This is a genomic window from Allobranchiibius sp. GilTou38, from assembly GCF_017565325.1.
Taxonomy (GTDB): domain Bacteria; phylum Actinomycetota; class Actinomycetes; order Actinomycetales; family Dermatophilaceae; genus Allobranchiibius; species Allobranchiibius huperziae.
This window is the reverse complement of record NZ_JAGEKN010000008.1, coordinates 76,864-91,147: the sequence shown is the minus strand read 5'-3', so window position 1 is coordinate 91,147 and position 14,284 is coordinate 76,864. Positions and strand designations below refer to the sequence as shown.

The following is a 14,284-nucleotide window of genomic DNA, read 5'->3' as shown; positions in this document are numbered from 1 at the left end:
CAAACGGTGCAGAGGCGAGACAGCCTCAGGCGAGGCTGGAGACCACCAGGGTGAGCGTGTCGCGCAGGTAGGTCTTGCGGTCCCGCGCCGACAGCGGCAGGGACGCCACCGCGACACCCTCGACGCTGGCCACGATGCCCTGCGCCCGCCGCCGGGGGTCGGACTTGCCCGATCGCTGCACCAACTCCTCCACGACGCCGACCAGCCCGTCGCGCCAGGCCCCGGACGCCGACCGCAGGGAGGGCGTGCGCACCGATTCCAGGTAGAGCTCGGTCATCGTGATCAGCAGATCGGGACGACCCGACCAGCGCACCACCAGTTCGACCGTTGCCTCGATGGCCGGCGCGGGGTCGCCGTTGGACTCCGGCAGCGCCTCACCCATCCGGCGTACGTCGTCGGTCAACCGCTGGGCCACGAACGCAGTCAGCGCCGTCAGCAGTGCGAGCCGGGTGCGGAAGTAGACCGAGCAGGTGCCCTCGGGCAGGTCGGCCTCCCGGTCGACGGCACGGTGGGTCAGGCCCCGCAGGCCGCCGCGGCCGACGACGGTGATCGCGGACTCCAGCAGGTGGGCCTGCCGCGCCGCCGTCCCCTCGGGGCGCCTGCTCTTCCTGGACACGCCCGCAGCCTCTCACGTCCGTCCATCGCCCCTGTGAGGCAGCACACAGGGGCCGCGCTTGCGGCGATTCCACTACAGGCGTAGTGTCAAGGACATGAGCACTACAGACGTAGTGATCAATAAGATCGAGACAGAGGCAGACTCATGAACGTTATGAACATCGACCAGTTCTTCACCGGCACGATGATCATCGTCGCCGTCGCTCTCGTGGCCCTCATCGCCTGCGTCGGCACCTGGACCGTGCAGTTCTTCGCACGCAACCGCCAGCAGCGCGTCGCACAGCACAAGCCGCTGGTGACCTACTACCGCGGCCTGGCACTCGGCCACTGAGCCCCCTTACTTCACCGCAACGGCGCACGTCCCACGACGGGACGTGCGCCGTTCGCATGCCCGGGCGTCGATCTGCGCCGTACGCCGAGATGTCCCTTCGGGAGGGTCAGTCAGCGGCAGACCCTCCGAAACCGACATCTCGAGGAGGGGCGGAGGTCAGGATCAGTAGTCGAGCGAGTGCAGCCGGCGCGCGGCCTCGGTGATCGACCCGGTCATCGAGGGGTAGACCGAGAACGTCGAGGACACCTGGTCGACCGTGAGCCTGTTCTGCACGGCCAGCCCGATGGGGAAGATCAGCTCCGACGCCTGCGGGGCCACCACGACCCCGCCGATGATGGTGTTGCTGCCGGGCCGGACCAGCAGCTTCACGAAACCGTCCCGGATGTTGCGCATCTTGGCGCGCGGGTTGGTCGAGAGCGGCAGCGTCACCAGCTTGGCCTCGACGCGACCCTCGTCGACATCGGCCTGTGAGTAGCCGACCGTGGCGATCTCGGGGTCGGTGAAGATGTTGGCGCACACGCCGCGCAGGTTCAGCGGAGCCACCGCGTCGCCGAGGGCGTGCGCCATCGCGAGGCGCCCCTGCATGGCCGCGACGGAGGCCAGCGGCAGCACTCCCGTGCAGTCGCCGGCGGCGTACACGCCGGACGCCGAGGTCCGCGAGACGCGGTCGACCACGATGTGGCCGGACTCGGTCATCTCGACCCCGGCATCCTCCAGGCCGATGCCGCGCGTCTGCGGGATCGACCCGACGGCGAGGAGCACGTGCGAGCCTTCGACCGTGCGACCGTCCTCGAGCGTGACGAGGACGCCCTCGTCGGTGCGTTCGGCCGACTTGGCCCGGGACCGGTTGAGCACCTGCATCCCACGGCGACGGAAGACGTTCTCGATGACGAGGGCGGCATCGGCGTCCTCACCGGGCAGCACCCGGTCGCGTGAGGACACCAGCGTGACCGCGCACCCCAGCCCGAGATAGGCGTGCGCGAGTTCGGCGCCGGTGACTCCCGAACCCACCACGATCAGGTGCTCGGGCAGCTCCTTGAGGTCGTAGATCTGCTGCCAGGTGAGGATCCGATCGCCGTCCGGCTGCGCCGCCGGCATCGTGCGGGGTCGGGTGCCGACGGCGATCAGGGTGACGTCGGCGGAGATCTCCTCGACGCCGTCCTCGCTTTCGACCGTGACCTTCCCCGGTGCGCTGACCCGGCCGGCGCCGCGGCAGACCCGCACCCCGGTGCCCTCGACCTGGGCGCGGATGTCGTGGCTCTGCGCCTGCGCGAGCGCCAGGATGCGCTCGTTGACCTGGATGAGGTGGGCCTCGGCGTGCTGGTCCTCACCGGCACCCTCGAAACCGACGCCGAGGCGTCCAGCGGAGGCGAAACGCGACATGAAGTCGGAGGTGGCGATGAGCGCCTTGCTGGGCACGCAGTCGGTGAGGACGGCGGCGCCGCCCATCGCCTCGTTCTCGATGACCGTGACGGAGGCACCGGCCGCGGCGGCCACTAGTGCCGACTCGTAGCCCCCTGGTCCTCCGCCGATGATGGCCACGGTTCTCTGACGCGTCACGGGTTCATTTCACCACGCGGGACCTCGCTAGCCTGTGCCGGTGACGATCGCAGCCGACCTCGCAGACCCCGCCACCGACCCGTTCGAGGTCGCCCGCAGCGCTGCGGAGGTGATCGCCGAGGCCACCGGGAGCCCGCACCACGACGTCGCGCTGGTGCTCGGATCCGGGTGGGGCGAGACCGCCGACCGCATCGGCGAGACGCTCGCCACCGTCGCGAACACCGACGTGCCGGGCTTCACCGCGGCGGCCGTCAGCGGTCACACGGGCACGATCCGATCGGTCCGGATCGGCGAGACCGACCGGCGCGCACTGGTCTTCGGCACCCGCACCCACTTCTACGAGGGGCGCGGGGTGCGCGCGGTGGTGCACGGGGTACGGACGGCGGCTGCGGTGGGCTGTACGACGATCGTCCTCACCAACGGGTGCGGCGGGTTGCGGCGTGAGTGGGCGCCCGGCACCCCGGTGCTGATCTCGGACCACATCAACCTCACCGCGACCTCCCCGATCGAGGGCGCCAACTTCGTCGACCTCACCGACCTCTACTCCGCCCGGCTGCGCGAGCTGGCCCGCACCGTCGACCCCTCGCTCGACGAGGGCGTCTACGCGCAGTTCCGCGGGCCGCACTACGAGACGCCGGCCGAGGTGCGGATGGCCGGCGTCCTCGGCGCGCAGCTGGTCGGCATGTCGACCACTCTCGAGGCGATCGCGGCGCGCCAGGCCGGGCTCGACGTGCTGGGCATCAGCCTGGTCACCAACGCCGCGGCCGGCGTGAGCGATCAGCCGCTCTCCCATGCCGAGGTGCTGGAGGCCGGACAGGCCGCCGCGGCACGGTGCGGGGCGCTGCTCGCCGACGTCGTACGGGCGATGTGATGACCGCCCTCGAGGATCAGGCCCGCGCCTGGATCGCCGACGATCCCGACCCGCAGACCCGCGCCGAGTTGGAGCAAGTGCTGGCTGACGTCCGGTCCGGCGACGCCGACGCCGTGGCCGACCTGGACGACCGGTTCTCCGGGCTGCTCCAGTTCGGCACCGCCGGCCTGCGCGGCGCGCTGGGTGCCGGGCCGGCCCGGATGAACCGCGTCGTGGTGCTGCGAGCGGCAGCCGGCCTCACGGCGTACCTGCAGGAGGAGCGCGGCGCACCGGACGTGACCGTGGTGATCGGGTACGACGCCCGCCACAACTCCGACGTCTTCGCCCGGGACACCGCCGCGGTGGTCGTGGCGGCTGGGGGCCACGCGATGGTGCTGCCGCGTCCGCTGCCGACACCGGTGCTGGCGTTCGCGATCCGCGACCTCGGCGCGGACGCCGGCGTCATGGTCACCGCGAGCCACAACCCGCCGCAGGACAACGGCTACAAGGTCTACCTCGGCGACGGCAGCCAGATCGTGTCGCCGGTCGACGAGCAGATCGCCGACGCCATCACGGCGGTGCCCGACGCCGCGTCCGTGCCCCAGGCGCAGGACGGCTGGCAGACCCTCGACGACGGGATCGTGGCGGACTACCTCGACTCCGTATCCCGCGTCGTCACGCCCGGCGGCCCGCGCGCATTGCGGATCGTGCACACCGCGCTGCACGGCGTGGGGTCGCAGGTGGCACGAGATGCGTTGGCGCGCGTGGGTTTCCATGACGTTTACTCGGTCGCCGAGCAGGAGTCGCCCGACCCGGAATTCCCGACGGTGGCGTTCCCCAACCCCGAGGAGCCCGGCGCGATCGACCTCGCGCTCGACCTGGCCCGCGAGGTCGATGCGGACCTGGTCATCGCCAACGATCCCGACGCCGACCGGTGCGCCGTCGCGGTGGCCGACTCCGACGGATGGCGGATGCTGCGCGGCGACGAGGTCGGCGCGCTGCTCGGCGACCATCTGCTGCGCCGGGACTGGCCGGCCGACGCGGTGATGGCCAACTCGATCGTCTCCTCGCGGCTGCTCGCCGCCATGTGCGCGGCGCACGGCGTGCGGCACGAGCAGACGCTGACCGGGTTCAAGTGGATCAGCCGCGTGCCGGGCCTGGTCTACGGCTACGAGGAAGCTCTCGGTTACTGCGTCGACCCGACCCAGGTGCGCGACAAGGACGGCGTCAGCGCGGCTCTGCTGATGGCGGAGTACGCTGCGTCGCTCGCCGGCCGCGGCGCCACCCTGCTGGACGCGCTCGACGACCTCGCCGCGACGTACGGCCACCACCTGACCGACAGCTTCTCGGTGCGGGTGCAGGACCTCGCGCTGATCGGCGACGTCATGGCGCGGCTGCGCGCGACCACGCCGAGCAGCGTCGGCGGCCAACGCGTCGTGTCCGTCGAGGATCTGGCGCGCGGTGACCGCGGCCTGCCGCCCACGGAGGGGCTGCGCTACCTGCTCGACGACGACACGCGAGTGATCGTGCGGCCGAGCGGCACCGAACCCAAGCTGAAGGTCTACCTGGAGGCGATCGACGCCGACCGGGTGAGCGGCGAGAGCAGGCTCGCGGCCATCCGTGCGGAGATGGAGCGCCTGACCGCCCCGGCGTGACGCGTCAGCCCAGGAGGCCGACGACGATCAGGACGACGGCCGCCCCGAGGGCGGCGATCCCCCACCAGGCGGGCTGCACGCGTACGCCGGTGTCTCCAGTGGGCTGCGGGGCCGACGCGGCCTTCATCTCATCGATGCTGGCGGCGACCGCGGCCGCCGACTGCGCGCGCTCGGGACCATTGAGATAGGCACCGACGTCGATCGGCTGCTTGCGCTCGGCACGCGACCTGAAGTTGCCCATCCCCAGGCCGATCCGCTGTGCCCTCGGGACCCGGCGGCGCTGAGTGGTGATGGCCCACGATCCGTACCCCGCGCCGCCCGTGGTGACCACCTTCAGATTCCACCGGGACTGCGTGGACTCCACGGCAGCCCAGGGGATCTGCACATCACGCACCAGGTTGTGGATCACGACCGCCTGCTCGGTGAGAACGACGCACGGGCGCACGAAGAGCACCCACGCGAGCAGCGCCACCGCGATCGGCCACGCGATGTCGACCGCGTGCAGCCGGTGCATCGACCAAAGGCCGAAAACCAGGATCACGGCGCAGATCACGATCGTGACGATGCCGAGCACCATGGCCCCGGACTGCCGGAAGAGTCGGCGCTGATCTGTGGCGTCGGGGGTATGAGCCAGTCGGGACGGCATGGCGCTGACGGTACGCTGCGTCGGTGTCAGCAACCACTGCAACGTCGCAGGCGAGGGACCTCCTCGGGGTGTCCGCGCTGTCCAACCGATCGCTGCGCACCTGGCTGCACGGCCTGCCGCCGGTGGACCAGGTAGGGGCCGAGGCACGCGCTGCGGCCCTGGGCACGCGGTCGATCAAGACCACCAGCAAGGCGTGGGCGATCGACACGGCGATCTCAATGATCGACCTCACCACGCTGGAGGGGTCCGACACTCCCGGCAAGGTGCGCAACCTGTGCGCCAAGGCCCTCCTCCCCGACCGCGCCGACCCGTCGACTCCGCGGGTTGCGGCGATCTGCGTCTACAACGACATGGTGGGCGTCGCGCGTGAGGCGCTCGGCGACAGCGGCATCAACGTGGCCGCGGTGAGCACCGCCTTCCCGTCCGGCCGCGCCTCCCTGCCCGTCAAGCTCCTGGACACCCAGGACGCCGTCGCCGCCGGTGCCGACGAGATCGACATGGTCATCGACCGCGGCGCGTTCCTGTCCGGCGACTACCGCACCGTCTTCGACCAGATCGCCGCCGTGAAGGAGGTCTGCCGGAGCAACCCGGACCGGGCCGACGCGCACCTCAAGGTGATCCTCGAGACCGGCGAGCTCGCGACGTACGACAACGTGCGCCGCGCCTCATGGCTGGCGATGCTCGCCGGCGCCGACTTCATCAAGACCTCCACCGGCAAGATCTCGCCCGCGGCGACCCTGCCGGTCGTCCTGATCATGCTGGAGGCCGTCCGCGACTGGCGCGCGCTCACCGGCGCGATGGTCGGGGTGAAGCCCGCGGGCGGCATCCGCACCACCAAGGACGCCGTGAAGCACCTGGTCACCGTCAACGAGACCGCGGGACCGGACTGGCTCACGCCCCAGTGGTTCCGGTTCGGCGCGTCGAGTCTGCTGACCGACCTGCTGTTGCAGCGCCAGAAACTGCGCACCGGTGCCTACTCCGGATCCGACTACGTCACCGAGGACTGAGAGACATGCCAACGGGTTTCGAATACGCCCCGGCGCCCGAGTCGCGGGCGGTCGTCGACATCGCCTCCTCCTACGGGCTCTTCGTCGGCGGCGAGTTCGTCGACCCGGCCGACGGCGCATCGTTCAAGACCGTCAACCCGGCCACGGGTGAGCGGCTGAGCGACGTCGCCGAGGCCGGCGCGGCCGACGTCGATGCCGCCGTACGCGCTGCCCGGAGGGCCTACACCCGGGTGTGGGGACCGATGTCGGGTGCCGAGCGCGGCAAGTACCTCTTCCGGATCGCGCGGATCCTGCAGGAGCGGGCCCGCGAGTTCGCGGTGCTGGAGACCCTCGACAACGGCAAGCCGATCAAGGAGTCGCGCGACGTCGACATCCCTCTGGCGGCGGCGCACTTCTTCTACCACGCGGGCTGGGCCGACAAACTGGAGTATGCCGGACTCACCACCAGTGCGCGCCCGGCACCGCTGGGTGTCATCGGCCAGGTCATCCCCTGGAACTTCCCGCTGCTGATGCTGGCGTGGAAGATCGCGCCCGCGCTCGCGACCGGCAACACCGTCGTGCTCAAGCCCGCCGAGACCACTCCACTGACCGCGCTGCTCTTCGCGCAGGTGTGCCAGCAGGCCGACCTGCCCGCCGGGGTGGTCAACATCGTGACCGGCGCCGGCGCGACCGGCCAGGCGCTCACCGAGCACCCGGACGTCGACAAGATCGCCTTCACCGGCTCCACCGACGTCGGCAAGCAGATCGCGCGCACCATCGCCGGCACCCGCAAGCGCCTCACCCTGGAGCTGGGCGGCAAGGGCGCCAACATCGTCTACGACGACGCCGCGATCGACCAGGCCGTCGAGGGCATCGTCAGCGGCATCTACTTCAACCAGGGCCACGTGTGCTGCGCCGGGTCCCGGCTGCTGGTGCAGGAGTCGGTGGCCGACGACGTCGTACGCCGCCTGCAGCGCCGCCTCGGCACGTTGCGGGTCGGTGACCCGATGGACAAGAACACCGACGTCGGCGCCATCAACTCCGCCGAGCAGCTGGCCCGCATCACCGCGCTCGTCGAGGCCGGTGAGGCCGAGGGCGCGACCCGCTGGAGCGCGCCGTGCGAGCTGCCTGACCGCGGCTACTGGTTCGCGCCGACGATCTTCACCGACGTGTCGCAGGCCCACCGGGTCGCGCAGGAGGAGATCTTCGGGCCGGTGCTGTCGGTGCTCACCTTCCGCACCCCGGCCGAGGCGGTCGCCAAGGCCAACAACACGCCGTACGGGCTGTCGGCCGGCATCTGGTCCGACAAGGGGTCGCGGGTGCTCTGGACCGCCGACCGGCTGCGGGCCGGGGTGGTGTGGGCCAACTCGTTCAACAAGTTCGACCCGACGTCGCCGTTCGGCGGTTACAAGGAGAGCGGCTACGGCCGCGAGGCCGGGAGACACGGCCTGGAGGCCTATGTCGCGGCGGGGAGTGAGGACTGATGGCTCGGGTGGACGTGCGTAAGACCTACAAGCTCTACATCGGCGGCAAGTTCCCGCGCAGTGAGTCCGGGCGTTCGTACGCCGTTGTCTCCCAGGGCCGTTCGCAGTCCTTCCTGGCCAACGCCGCGCAGGGCTCCCGCAAGGACGTGCGCGATGCCGTGGTCGCGGCGCGGGGCGCCTTCGCCGGCTGGTCGGGCGCGACCGCGTACAACCGCGGGCAGGTGCTCTACCGGGTGGCCGAGGTGCTGGAGGGCCGGCGCGACCAGTTCGTGGCCGACGTCATCGCCAGCGAGGGCGTGACCCGCCCCCGGGCGGAGCGTCTGGTGGACGCCGCCATCGACCGTTGGGTCTGGTACGCCGGGTGGCCGGACAAGCTGGCCCAGGTACTCGGCAATCTCAACCCGGTGGCCGGCCCCTACTTCAACCTCTCCGCTCCTGAGCCGACCGGAGTCGTCGGCATCCTTGCACCGCAACGCAGTTCGCTGCTCGGACTGATCAGCGTGATCGCACCGGCGGTCGTGTCGGGCAACACCGTGGTGGTGCTCACCAGCGAGGAGCGCCCGCTGCCGGCCGTGACCCTCTCGGAGGTGCTCGCCACCTCCGACGTGCCCGGCGGCGTGGTCAACATCGTCACCGGCCGCACCGCGGAGCTGGCTCCCTGGCTGGCGTCCCACCACGACGTGAACGCCGTCGACCTGACGGGCGCAGCGGACGCCGACGGCGTCGCGTGGGCCGATCTCGAGGCCTCGGCCGCCGACACGGTGAAGCGCGTGCTGCGCCCCGCAGGCGACGGGCCGGACGCCGTGGAGCCGGACTTCGCGCCCACTCCCAGCCTGCGTCGGATGCGGGCGTTCCTCGAGACCAAGACCGTCTGGCACCCCAAGGGCACCTGAGTGGTCCTCGCAGGCCTTATGGTTCGGCCATGAGTGACGGATGGGTGAGCCCGTCGGGGGGTCCGAACGGCACCGGCGAGCAGCCGGCGTACGGGACGCAGGCGCCCCCGCAGCAGCACACCGGCGAGCGACCGCCCCCGCAGTACGGCGCGTACGGACCCGTCCCGCCGGCGGGGCCGCCTCAGGGCCCGCCGCTGAGCGGCGGGCCGCAGTACGGAGGGCCGCAGTTCCGTCCGATGGCCCCCAAACCGGGTGTCGTGCCGCTGCGCCCGCTCACCCTCGGTGACATCTTCGGCGGCGCGTTCGCCACCATCCGCGGCAACCCCGCCGCAACCCTCGGTCTTGCGCTCATCGTGCATCTGATCGTGGCGGTGCCGACCCTGGTCATCACGCTCCTGCTGAAGCGCGTGGTCTTCCCGCACGGCCTGGACCTGTCGTCCAACAGCGACGCAGGAGGGTCCAACCCCGATCTGCTCAAGATCGATCTCATCGCCCCGGCGGCACAGATCTTCACCTACATCGGCAGCATCGTGCTCGCCGGGATGCTCATCGTCGTCGTCTCCGACGCCGTGCTCGGTCGGCGAATCAGCATGCGCGAGACATGGACCCGGATCCGCCCTCGACTGTGGCCACTGCTCGGACTCACCCTGCTGCTCGCCGTCCTGGGGCTGGTCGTCGTCGCCGTCGCCGTCGGCATCGTCGTCCTGGCGGCCCTGACCGTCGGCACCGTGCTCGCGGTGATCCTGGGCGTCCTGCTGGGCATCGGGCTGGTGGTCGGCGCCATCCTCCTCAGCGTCCGGCTCATGATGGCGAGCCCGGCCCTGGTGCTGGAAGGCATCGGTCCGGTGCCCGCGATCAAGCGGTCGTGGGCCTTGACACGCCCGTCGTTCTGGCGACTGTTCGGCATCTCGATCCTGGCGTCGCTCGTCGCGGGAGTCGTGAGCTCGGTCGTCGGAGTGCCGGGATCGTTGCTCAACCTCGGCGGTTATTCGACCGACGGGGTCGCCAGCGTGCTGCTGCTCATCGGCGGGCAGCTGTGGAGCGCCGTCGTGACCGCGGCTGTCGCGCCGTTCGTCACCGGCACCACCGGGTTGCTCTACATCGATCAACGGATGCGCAAGGAGGGCCTGGACGTGACCCTCATGTCCGCGGCCGCCTCCCGCGACGATGCACCTCGCTGACGCCACTCCCCTCACACCCGGCGTCGAGCAGGGCCGCGAGCTGCTGCGCCGCGAACTGTCCAAGAGCGAGTACCAGCAGCACAAGAGTCTGCTGCAGTCCGTGTACGACTGGATCGCCTCCCGGATCGACGACCTCCTCTCCGGGAGCACCGGCACGCTGCCCTCGATCGCCTGGCTGATCGGACTGCTGCTGGTGATCCTGGTCGTCACGCTCGCCGTCACCGGCCTGCGCCGCGGCCGGGTGCGCGCGCGCCGCCAGCCCGACGACGCGGTGCTCGGAGACCCCAGCACCTCGGCAGAGGAGCTGCGGGCCCGTGCGAACGCCGCCGAGCGTGCCGGTGACCTCGACTCGGCCACTCTCGACTGGTTCCGCGCGATCGCCGTACGCGGCGTGGAGCGTGCGCTGGTCGACCCGGCCCCCGGTCTGACGGCCGATGAGATCGCCAGGGTGGTCGGTGAGAGATTCCCCGCATCGAGCACCGGGCTGTCCGATGCCGCAACGGTCTTCGACGCCGTGCTCTACGGCGGCAGGACCGCCGACGCGGCGGATTGCGCCCGAGTGCGCGATCTGGACAGCCTGCTGGAGCGCACGCGCCCCGAGCCCCTTCGCACCGGTCAGCTCGCATGACGCGCGGTCGCCTGCTCCTTGCGTCTCTGATGCTCGCCCTGGTCGCCGTCGCGGTCGTCGCGGTGCTCACCGCGGGTCATCGCAGCCAGCCGCTCGACCCCGGATCGCCCGCGCCGGACGGTGCCCGCGCGGTCGCGCAGGTGCTGCGCTCGCAGGGGGTTTCCGTGCAGGTCACCCACACCGCGGCCGGGCTGGCGCAGCAGTCCGCAGGAGCGGACTCGACCGTCGTCGTCACCCGCGCCGGGTTGCTCGGTCGGGCTTCGCTGCAGCGCATCGCACGTGAGTCGGCGTCGGCCGGCGCCCTCGTGGTGATCGCCCCGCCGGCATCAGTGCTGGCGGATCTGGGCCTGCCCATCCGCGAGGTGCCCGGAGAGGGCAGCGTCAACGTGACGCAATTACGGTGCAGCGCAGCCCCGTTCGCTGGTCTCGTGTTCGACGGCGGAGTGGGCACCCGCTCCTACACCTCGACAGCCGGCACCGGATGCGTCCGAATCGAGGACGGCGGCGACGCCATCCGCACGCTGCCGGCCGTGGCCGGCGTACGACCCGCCGTCATCGTCGTCGGGTCGGCCAAGATCCTGCGCAACGACGGGGTGCTGTCCGCCGACGACGCCGCGATCGCCCTGCGCGCCTTGGGCTCTCATCCGCGAGTGATCTGGGTGGCCGCCGACGACGCGCATGCGGACGCCTCTGCCGCCGGCACGGGTGGCCCGTCACCCTGGCCGCGCTGGCTCGGACCCGGCATCTGGCTGGCCGCCGCGTGCGTCGTGCTGCTGATGCTGTGGCGCGGACGGCGCCTCGGCCGGCTGGTCAGCGAGCCGCTGCCGGTTGTCGTACCCGCCGTCGAGACCACCCGCAGCCGGGGTCAGCTCTACCGCCGAGCCCGCGACACCGCTCGTACGGCCGAGGTGTTGCGGATCGCGTCCCGCCACCGGCTCGCCCACTACCTCGGGCTGTCACCCACCACCCCGCCGGCCGAGCTCGTCCGGGAGACTGCGCAGGCCACCTCGCGCGACACCCGCGAGGTGCACGACGTGCTCGTCAGCGGCCCGGTCGACGACGAACAGCAGCTCATCCGCACCGCACAGCAACTTCAGGATCTCGAGAGACAGGTACACCGCCCATGACGCAATCCACGTCGCTGCACGCCGACGCCGACCGCGCACGCCAGGCGATGGTCGACGTCCGCACCGAGGTGAACAAGGCTGTGGTCGGACAGGATTCGGCGATCGGCGGCCTCGTGGTGGCGTTGCTCGCGGGCGGTCACGTGCTGCTCGAGGGCGTGCCCGGCGTCGCCAAGACGCTGCTCGTGCGTGCGCTGGCGCGGTCGCTGTCGGTGCAGACCAAGCGGGTGCAGTTCACCCCCGACCTGATGCCCGGCGACCTGACCGGATCCCTGGTCTACGACGGGAGCTCGTCGGACTTCGTCTTCCGGCCCGGCCCGGTCTTCACCAACCTGCTACTCGCGGACGAGATCAACCGCACGCCGCCGAAGACCCAGTCCGCGCTGCTGGAGGCGATGGAGGAGCGGCAGGTCTCGGTCGACGGCACGCCGCGTGCACTGCCCGCGCCGTTCATGGTCGCCGCCACCCAGAACCCGGTGGAGTACGAAGGCACCTACCCGCTGCCCGAGGCGCAGCTCGACCGGTTCCTGCTCAAGGTCGCCGTCGCGCTGCCCGACCGCCAGCAGGAGCTGATCGTCGTGCAGCGGCACGCCGAGGGCTTCGACCCGCGCGATCTGGAGGCGGCCGGCGTACGCCCCGTCGCGAGCGCTGAGGACATCGCCGCCGGTGCGCGCGCCGTACGCCGGGTGCGCGTCGCTCCCGAGGTCGCGGGCTACATCGTCGACATCGCCCGGGCGACCCGCACCTCCCCCTCGGTGGCGCTCGGCGTCAGCCCGCGTGGTGCGACCGCGTTGCTGGCCACGAGCCGTGCCTGGGCGTTCCTCGCCGGGCGCGATTTCGTGACCCCCGACGACGTGCAGACGATGACCCGGTCGACGCTGGCCCACCGCATCACTCTGCGCCCGGAGGCCGAGCTGGAGGGCGTGGGAGCGTCCGCCGTGCTCGACTCGGCCGCCGGCTCGGTCCCCGTCCCGCGCTGACCGATGGCGATCACCGGACGCGCCGTCCTGCTGGCCGCACTGGGCCTGATCTACGTCGCGGTGGTGCCGCGCGCGTCGTCGGTGCTGGTGTGGCTGGCGGTCGTGGCCGTGCTCGTGATCGTCGACGTGCTGCTCGCCGGGTCGCCGGCGGGGTTGCACCTGACCCGATCCCCCGGCGCGCAGGTCGTGCTCGGGGAGTCCACGTCGACCTCGCTGCTGGTCCGCAACGACGGCCGTCGGCAGGTGCGGGCACTGCTGCGGGACGCGTGGCAACCCTCCGCGGGAGCCGGTCCGGCCCGGCATACGGCATCCCTGCCTCCGGGTGAGAGTGTCCGGCTGACAACGGGGCTCACCCCGGTACGCCGCGGCGACCGGCTCGCGGACCGGACGACGGTGCGCTCCTACGGACCGCTGCGGCTGGCTGCCCGACAGCGCTCGATCGCCGTGCCCGGCACGGTGCGCGCACTGCCGGCGTTCCCCTCGCGACGGCACCTGCCGAGCCGACTGCGCGCGTTGCGCGAGATCGATGGACGCGCGGCGGTGCGGGTGCGCGGGCAGGGCACCGAGTTCGACTCGCTGCGCGACTACGTCGACGGGGACGACGTGCGCAGCCTGGACTGGCGCGCGACCGCCCGGCGACAGCACCTGGTGGTGCGCACCTGGCAGCCCGAGCGCGACCGGCGGGTGGTGATCCTGCTCGACACCTCGCGTACCAGCGCCGGCCGGGTGGGCGACACGACCCGGCTCGACCACAGCATGGACGCCGCGCTACTGCTCGCCGCGCTGGCATCGCGCGCGGGCGATCGGGTGCAGTTCCTGGCCGGTGACCGCATGATCAACTCCCGGGTAATCGGCGTCCACGACCGCGCTCAGCTGCTGCACCGGCTGGTGACCGCGATGACCCCGCTGGAGCCGGCGCTGGTCGAGGCGGACTGGTCCCGGCTCGCCGGGGCGGTCGACGGCCTGTCACGCCAGCGCGCCCTCGTCGTGCTCCTCACCTCCCTCGAACCCGCAGCGATCGAGGAGGGACTGCTGCCGGTGCTCCCGGCGCTCACCGCTCGGCACCGGGTCGTCGTCGCGTCGGTGACCGATCCGGTGCTGCGTGAGATGGCCTCGCAGCGACGGACGGCGTTCGAGACGTACGACGCGGCCGCGGCCGAGCGGACTCTCACCCTGCGCGAGCGGGCGGCGACCGCCCTCGGTCAGCTCGGTGTCACGGTGCTGGACGAGTCCCCCGACGACCTGCCCACCGCCCTGGTCGACCACTACCTGATGCTCAAGCGGCAGTCCCTCCTCTGACCCCTTCCCCCGGTTTTGGACATGCGCACCGGGGCAGATATGACCCGCTGTG

At 71.6% G+C, this 14,284-nt stretch carries 14 protein-coding genes; 11 read left to right on the top strand and 3 right to left on the bottom strand.

What is annotated here, in order from left to right:
• Window positions 1–25: 25 nt before the first annotated feature.
• Window positions 26–616 (bottom strand): hypothetical protein, encoded by a 591-nt coding sequence (locus JOB34_RS11965; RefSeq protein WP_179482169.1) that lies wholly within the window; start codon window positions 614–616, stop codon window positions 26–28.
• 144 nt (window positions 617–760) lie between these two features.
• On the opposite strand from JOB34_RS11965, the gene JOB34_RS11960 reads away from it, so the two are divergent.
• Window positions 761–946 (top strand): hypothetical protein, encoded by a 186-nt coding sequence (locus JOB34_RS11960; protein WP_208052940.1) that lies wholly within the window; start codon window positions 761–763, stop codon window positions 944–946.
• Window positions 947–1,108: 162 nt separating this feature from the next.
• Here the strand turns inward: JOB34_RS11960 and JOB34_RS11955 are convergent, their stop codons facing one another.
• Complete coding sequence (locus JOB34_RS11955) at window positions 1,109–2,506, bottom strand: NAD(P)H-quinone dehydrogenase (protein ID WP_347813845.1); 1,398 nt, start codon at window positions 2,504–2,506, stop codon at window positions 1,109–1,111.
• Window positions 2,507–2,546: 40 nt separating this feature from the next.
• Here JOB34_RS11955 and JOB34_RS11950 point away from each other — a divergent pair, with 40 nt between their 5' ends.
• Window positions 2,547–3,377 carry a purine-nucleoside phosphorylase gene (locus JOB34_RS11950; RefSeq protein WP_208052939.1) on the top strand — a complete coding sequence of 277 codons (831 nt, stop codon included), beginning with the start codon at window positions 2,547–2,549 and terminating at the stop codon, window positions 3,375–3,377.
• Window positions 3,377–5,011, top strand: coding sequence for a phospho-sugar mutase (locus JOB34_RS11945; protein WP_208052938.1), 1,635 nt, complete (start codon window positions 3,377–3,379; stop codon window positions 5,009–5,011). Before JOB34_RS11950 ends, JOB34_RS11945 begins: the two co-directional genes overlap by 1 nt.
• Window positions 5,012–5,015: 4 nt before the next feature.
• Here the strand turns inward: JOB34_RS11945 and JOB34_RS11940 are convergent, their stop codons facing one another.
• Entirely contained in the window at window positions 5,016–5,657 is a 642-nt protein-coding gene (locus JOB34_RS11940) for a hypothetical protein (protein WP_208052937.1), read from the bottom strand.
• Window positions 5,658–5,680: 23 nt separating this feature from the next.
• Here JOB34_RS11940 and deoC point away from each other — a divergent pair, with 23 nt between their 5' ends.
• Genes deoC through JOB34_RS11900 form a run of 8 tightly spaced genes read left to right on the top strand, consistent with a single transcriptional unit; the run spans window position 5,681 to window position 14,232 of the window.
• Complete coding sequence (gene deoC, locus JOB34_RS11935; RefSeq protein WP_208052936.1) at window positions 5,681–6,664, top strand: deoxyribose-phosphate aldolase; 984 nt, start codon at window positions 5,681–5,683, stop codon at window positions 6,662–6,664.
• 5 nt (window positions 6,665–6,669) lie between these two features.
• A complete protein-coding gene (locus tag JOB34_RS11930; RefSeq protein ID WP_208052935.1) occupies window positions 6,670–8,127 on the top strand; it encodes an aldehyde dehydrogenase family protein in 1,458 nt (485 codons plus the stop codon).
• Window positions 8,127–9,020: an aldehyde dehydrogenase family protein gene (locus tag JOB34_RS11925; RefSeq protein ID WP_208052934.1), complete on the top strand. Its 894-nt coding sequence runs from the start codon at window positions 8,127–8,129 to the stop codon at window positions 9,018–9,020. Before JOB34_RS11930 ends, JOB34_RS11925 begins: the two co-directional genes overlap by 1 nt.
• 29 nt (window positions 9,021–9,049) lie before the next feature.
• Entirely contained in the window at window positions 9,050–10,201 is a 1,152-nt protein-coding gene (locus tag JOB34_RS11920) for a glycerophosphoryl diester phosphodiesterase membrane domain-containing protein (protein WP_208052933.1), read from the top strand.
• Window positions 10,188–10,829 (top strand): DUF4129 domain-containing protein, encoded by a 642-nt coding sequence (locus JOB34_RS11915; RefSeq protein WP_208052932.1) that lies wholly within the window; start codon window positions 10,188–10,190, stop codon window positions 10,827–10,829. The genes JOB34_RS11920 and JOB34_RS11915 overlap by 14 nt, the downstream gene beginning before the upstream one ends.
• The gene (locus tag JOB34_RS11910; protein WP_208052931.1) at window positions 10,826–11,956 is read left to right on the top strand and encodes a DUF4350 domain-containing protein; all 1,131 of its coding nucleotides are present in this window, start codon (window positions 10,826–10,828) and stop codon (window positions 11,954–11,956) included. Before JOB34_RS11915 ends, JOB34_RS11910 begins: the two co-directional genes overlap by 4 nt.
• Complete coding sequence (locus tag JOB34_RS11905; protein ID WP_208052930.1) at window positions 11,953–12,933, top strand: MoxR family ATPase; 981 nt, start codon at window positions 11,953–11,955, stop codon at window positions 12,931–12,933. Before JOB34_RS11910 ends, JOB34_RS11905 begins: the two co-directional genes overlap by 4 nt.
• 3 nt (window positions 12,934–12,936) lie before the next feature.
• The gene (locus JOB34_RS11900) at window positions 12,937–14,232 is read left to right on the top strand and encodes a DUF58 domain-containing protein (RefSeq protein WP_208052929.1); all 1,296 of its coding nucleotides are present in this window, start codon (window positions 12,937–12,939) and stop codon (window positions 14,230–14,232) included.
• Window positions 14,233–14,284: the final 52 nt, after the last annotated feature.

Excerpts from the sequence above, each read along its gene's own strand:
- JOB34_RS11930 (WP_208052935.1), top strand. The coding sequence starts at position 6,670 with ATGCCAACGGGTTTCGAATACGCCCCGGCGCCCGAGTCGCGGGCGGTC.
- JOB34_RS11915 (WP_208052932.1), top strand. The coding sequence starts at position 10,188 with ATGCACCTCGCTGACGCCACTCCCCTCACACCCGGCGTCGAGCAGGGC.
- JOB34_RS11925 (WP_208052934.1), top strand. The coding sequence starts at position 8,127 with ATGGCTCGGGTGGACGTGCGTAAGACCTACAAGCTCTACATCGGCGGC.
- JOB34_RS11960 (WP_208052940.1), top strand. The coding sequence starts at position 761 with ATGAACGTTATGAACATCGACCAGTTCTTCACCGGCACGATGATCATC.
- JOB34_RS11900 (WP_208052929.1), top strand. The coding sequence starts at position 12,937 with ATGGCGATCACCGGACGCGCCGTCCTGCTGGCCGCACTGGGCCTGATC.
- JOB34_RS11945 (WP_208052938.1), top strand. The coding sequence starts at position 3,377 with ATGACCGCCCTCGAGGATCAGGCCCGCGCCTGGATCGCCGACGATCCC.
- JOB34_RS11920 (WP_208052933.1), top strand. The coding sequence starts at position 9,050 with ATGAGTGACGGATGGGTGAGCCCGTCGGGGGGTCCGAACGGCACCGGC.
- JOB34_RS11940 (WP_208052937.1), bottom strand. The coding sequence starts at position 5,657 with ATGCCGTCCCGACTGGCTCATACCCCCGACGCCACAGATCAGCGCCGA.
- JOB34_RS11910 (WP_208052931.1), top strand. The coding sequence starts at position 10,826 with ATGACGCGCGGTCGCCTGCTCCTTGCGTCTCTGATGCTCGCCCTGGTC.
- JOB34_RS11905 (WP_208052930.1), top strand. The coding sequence starts at position 11,953 with ATGACGCAATCCACGTCGCTGCACGCCGACGCCGACCGCGCACGCCAG.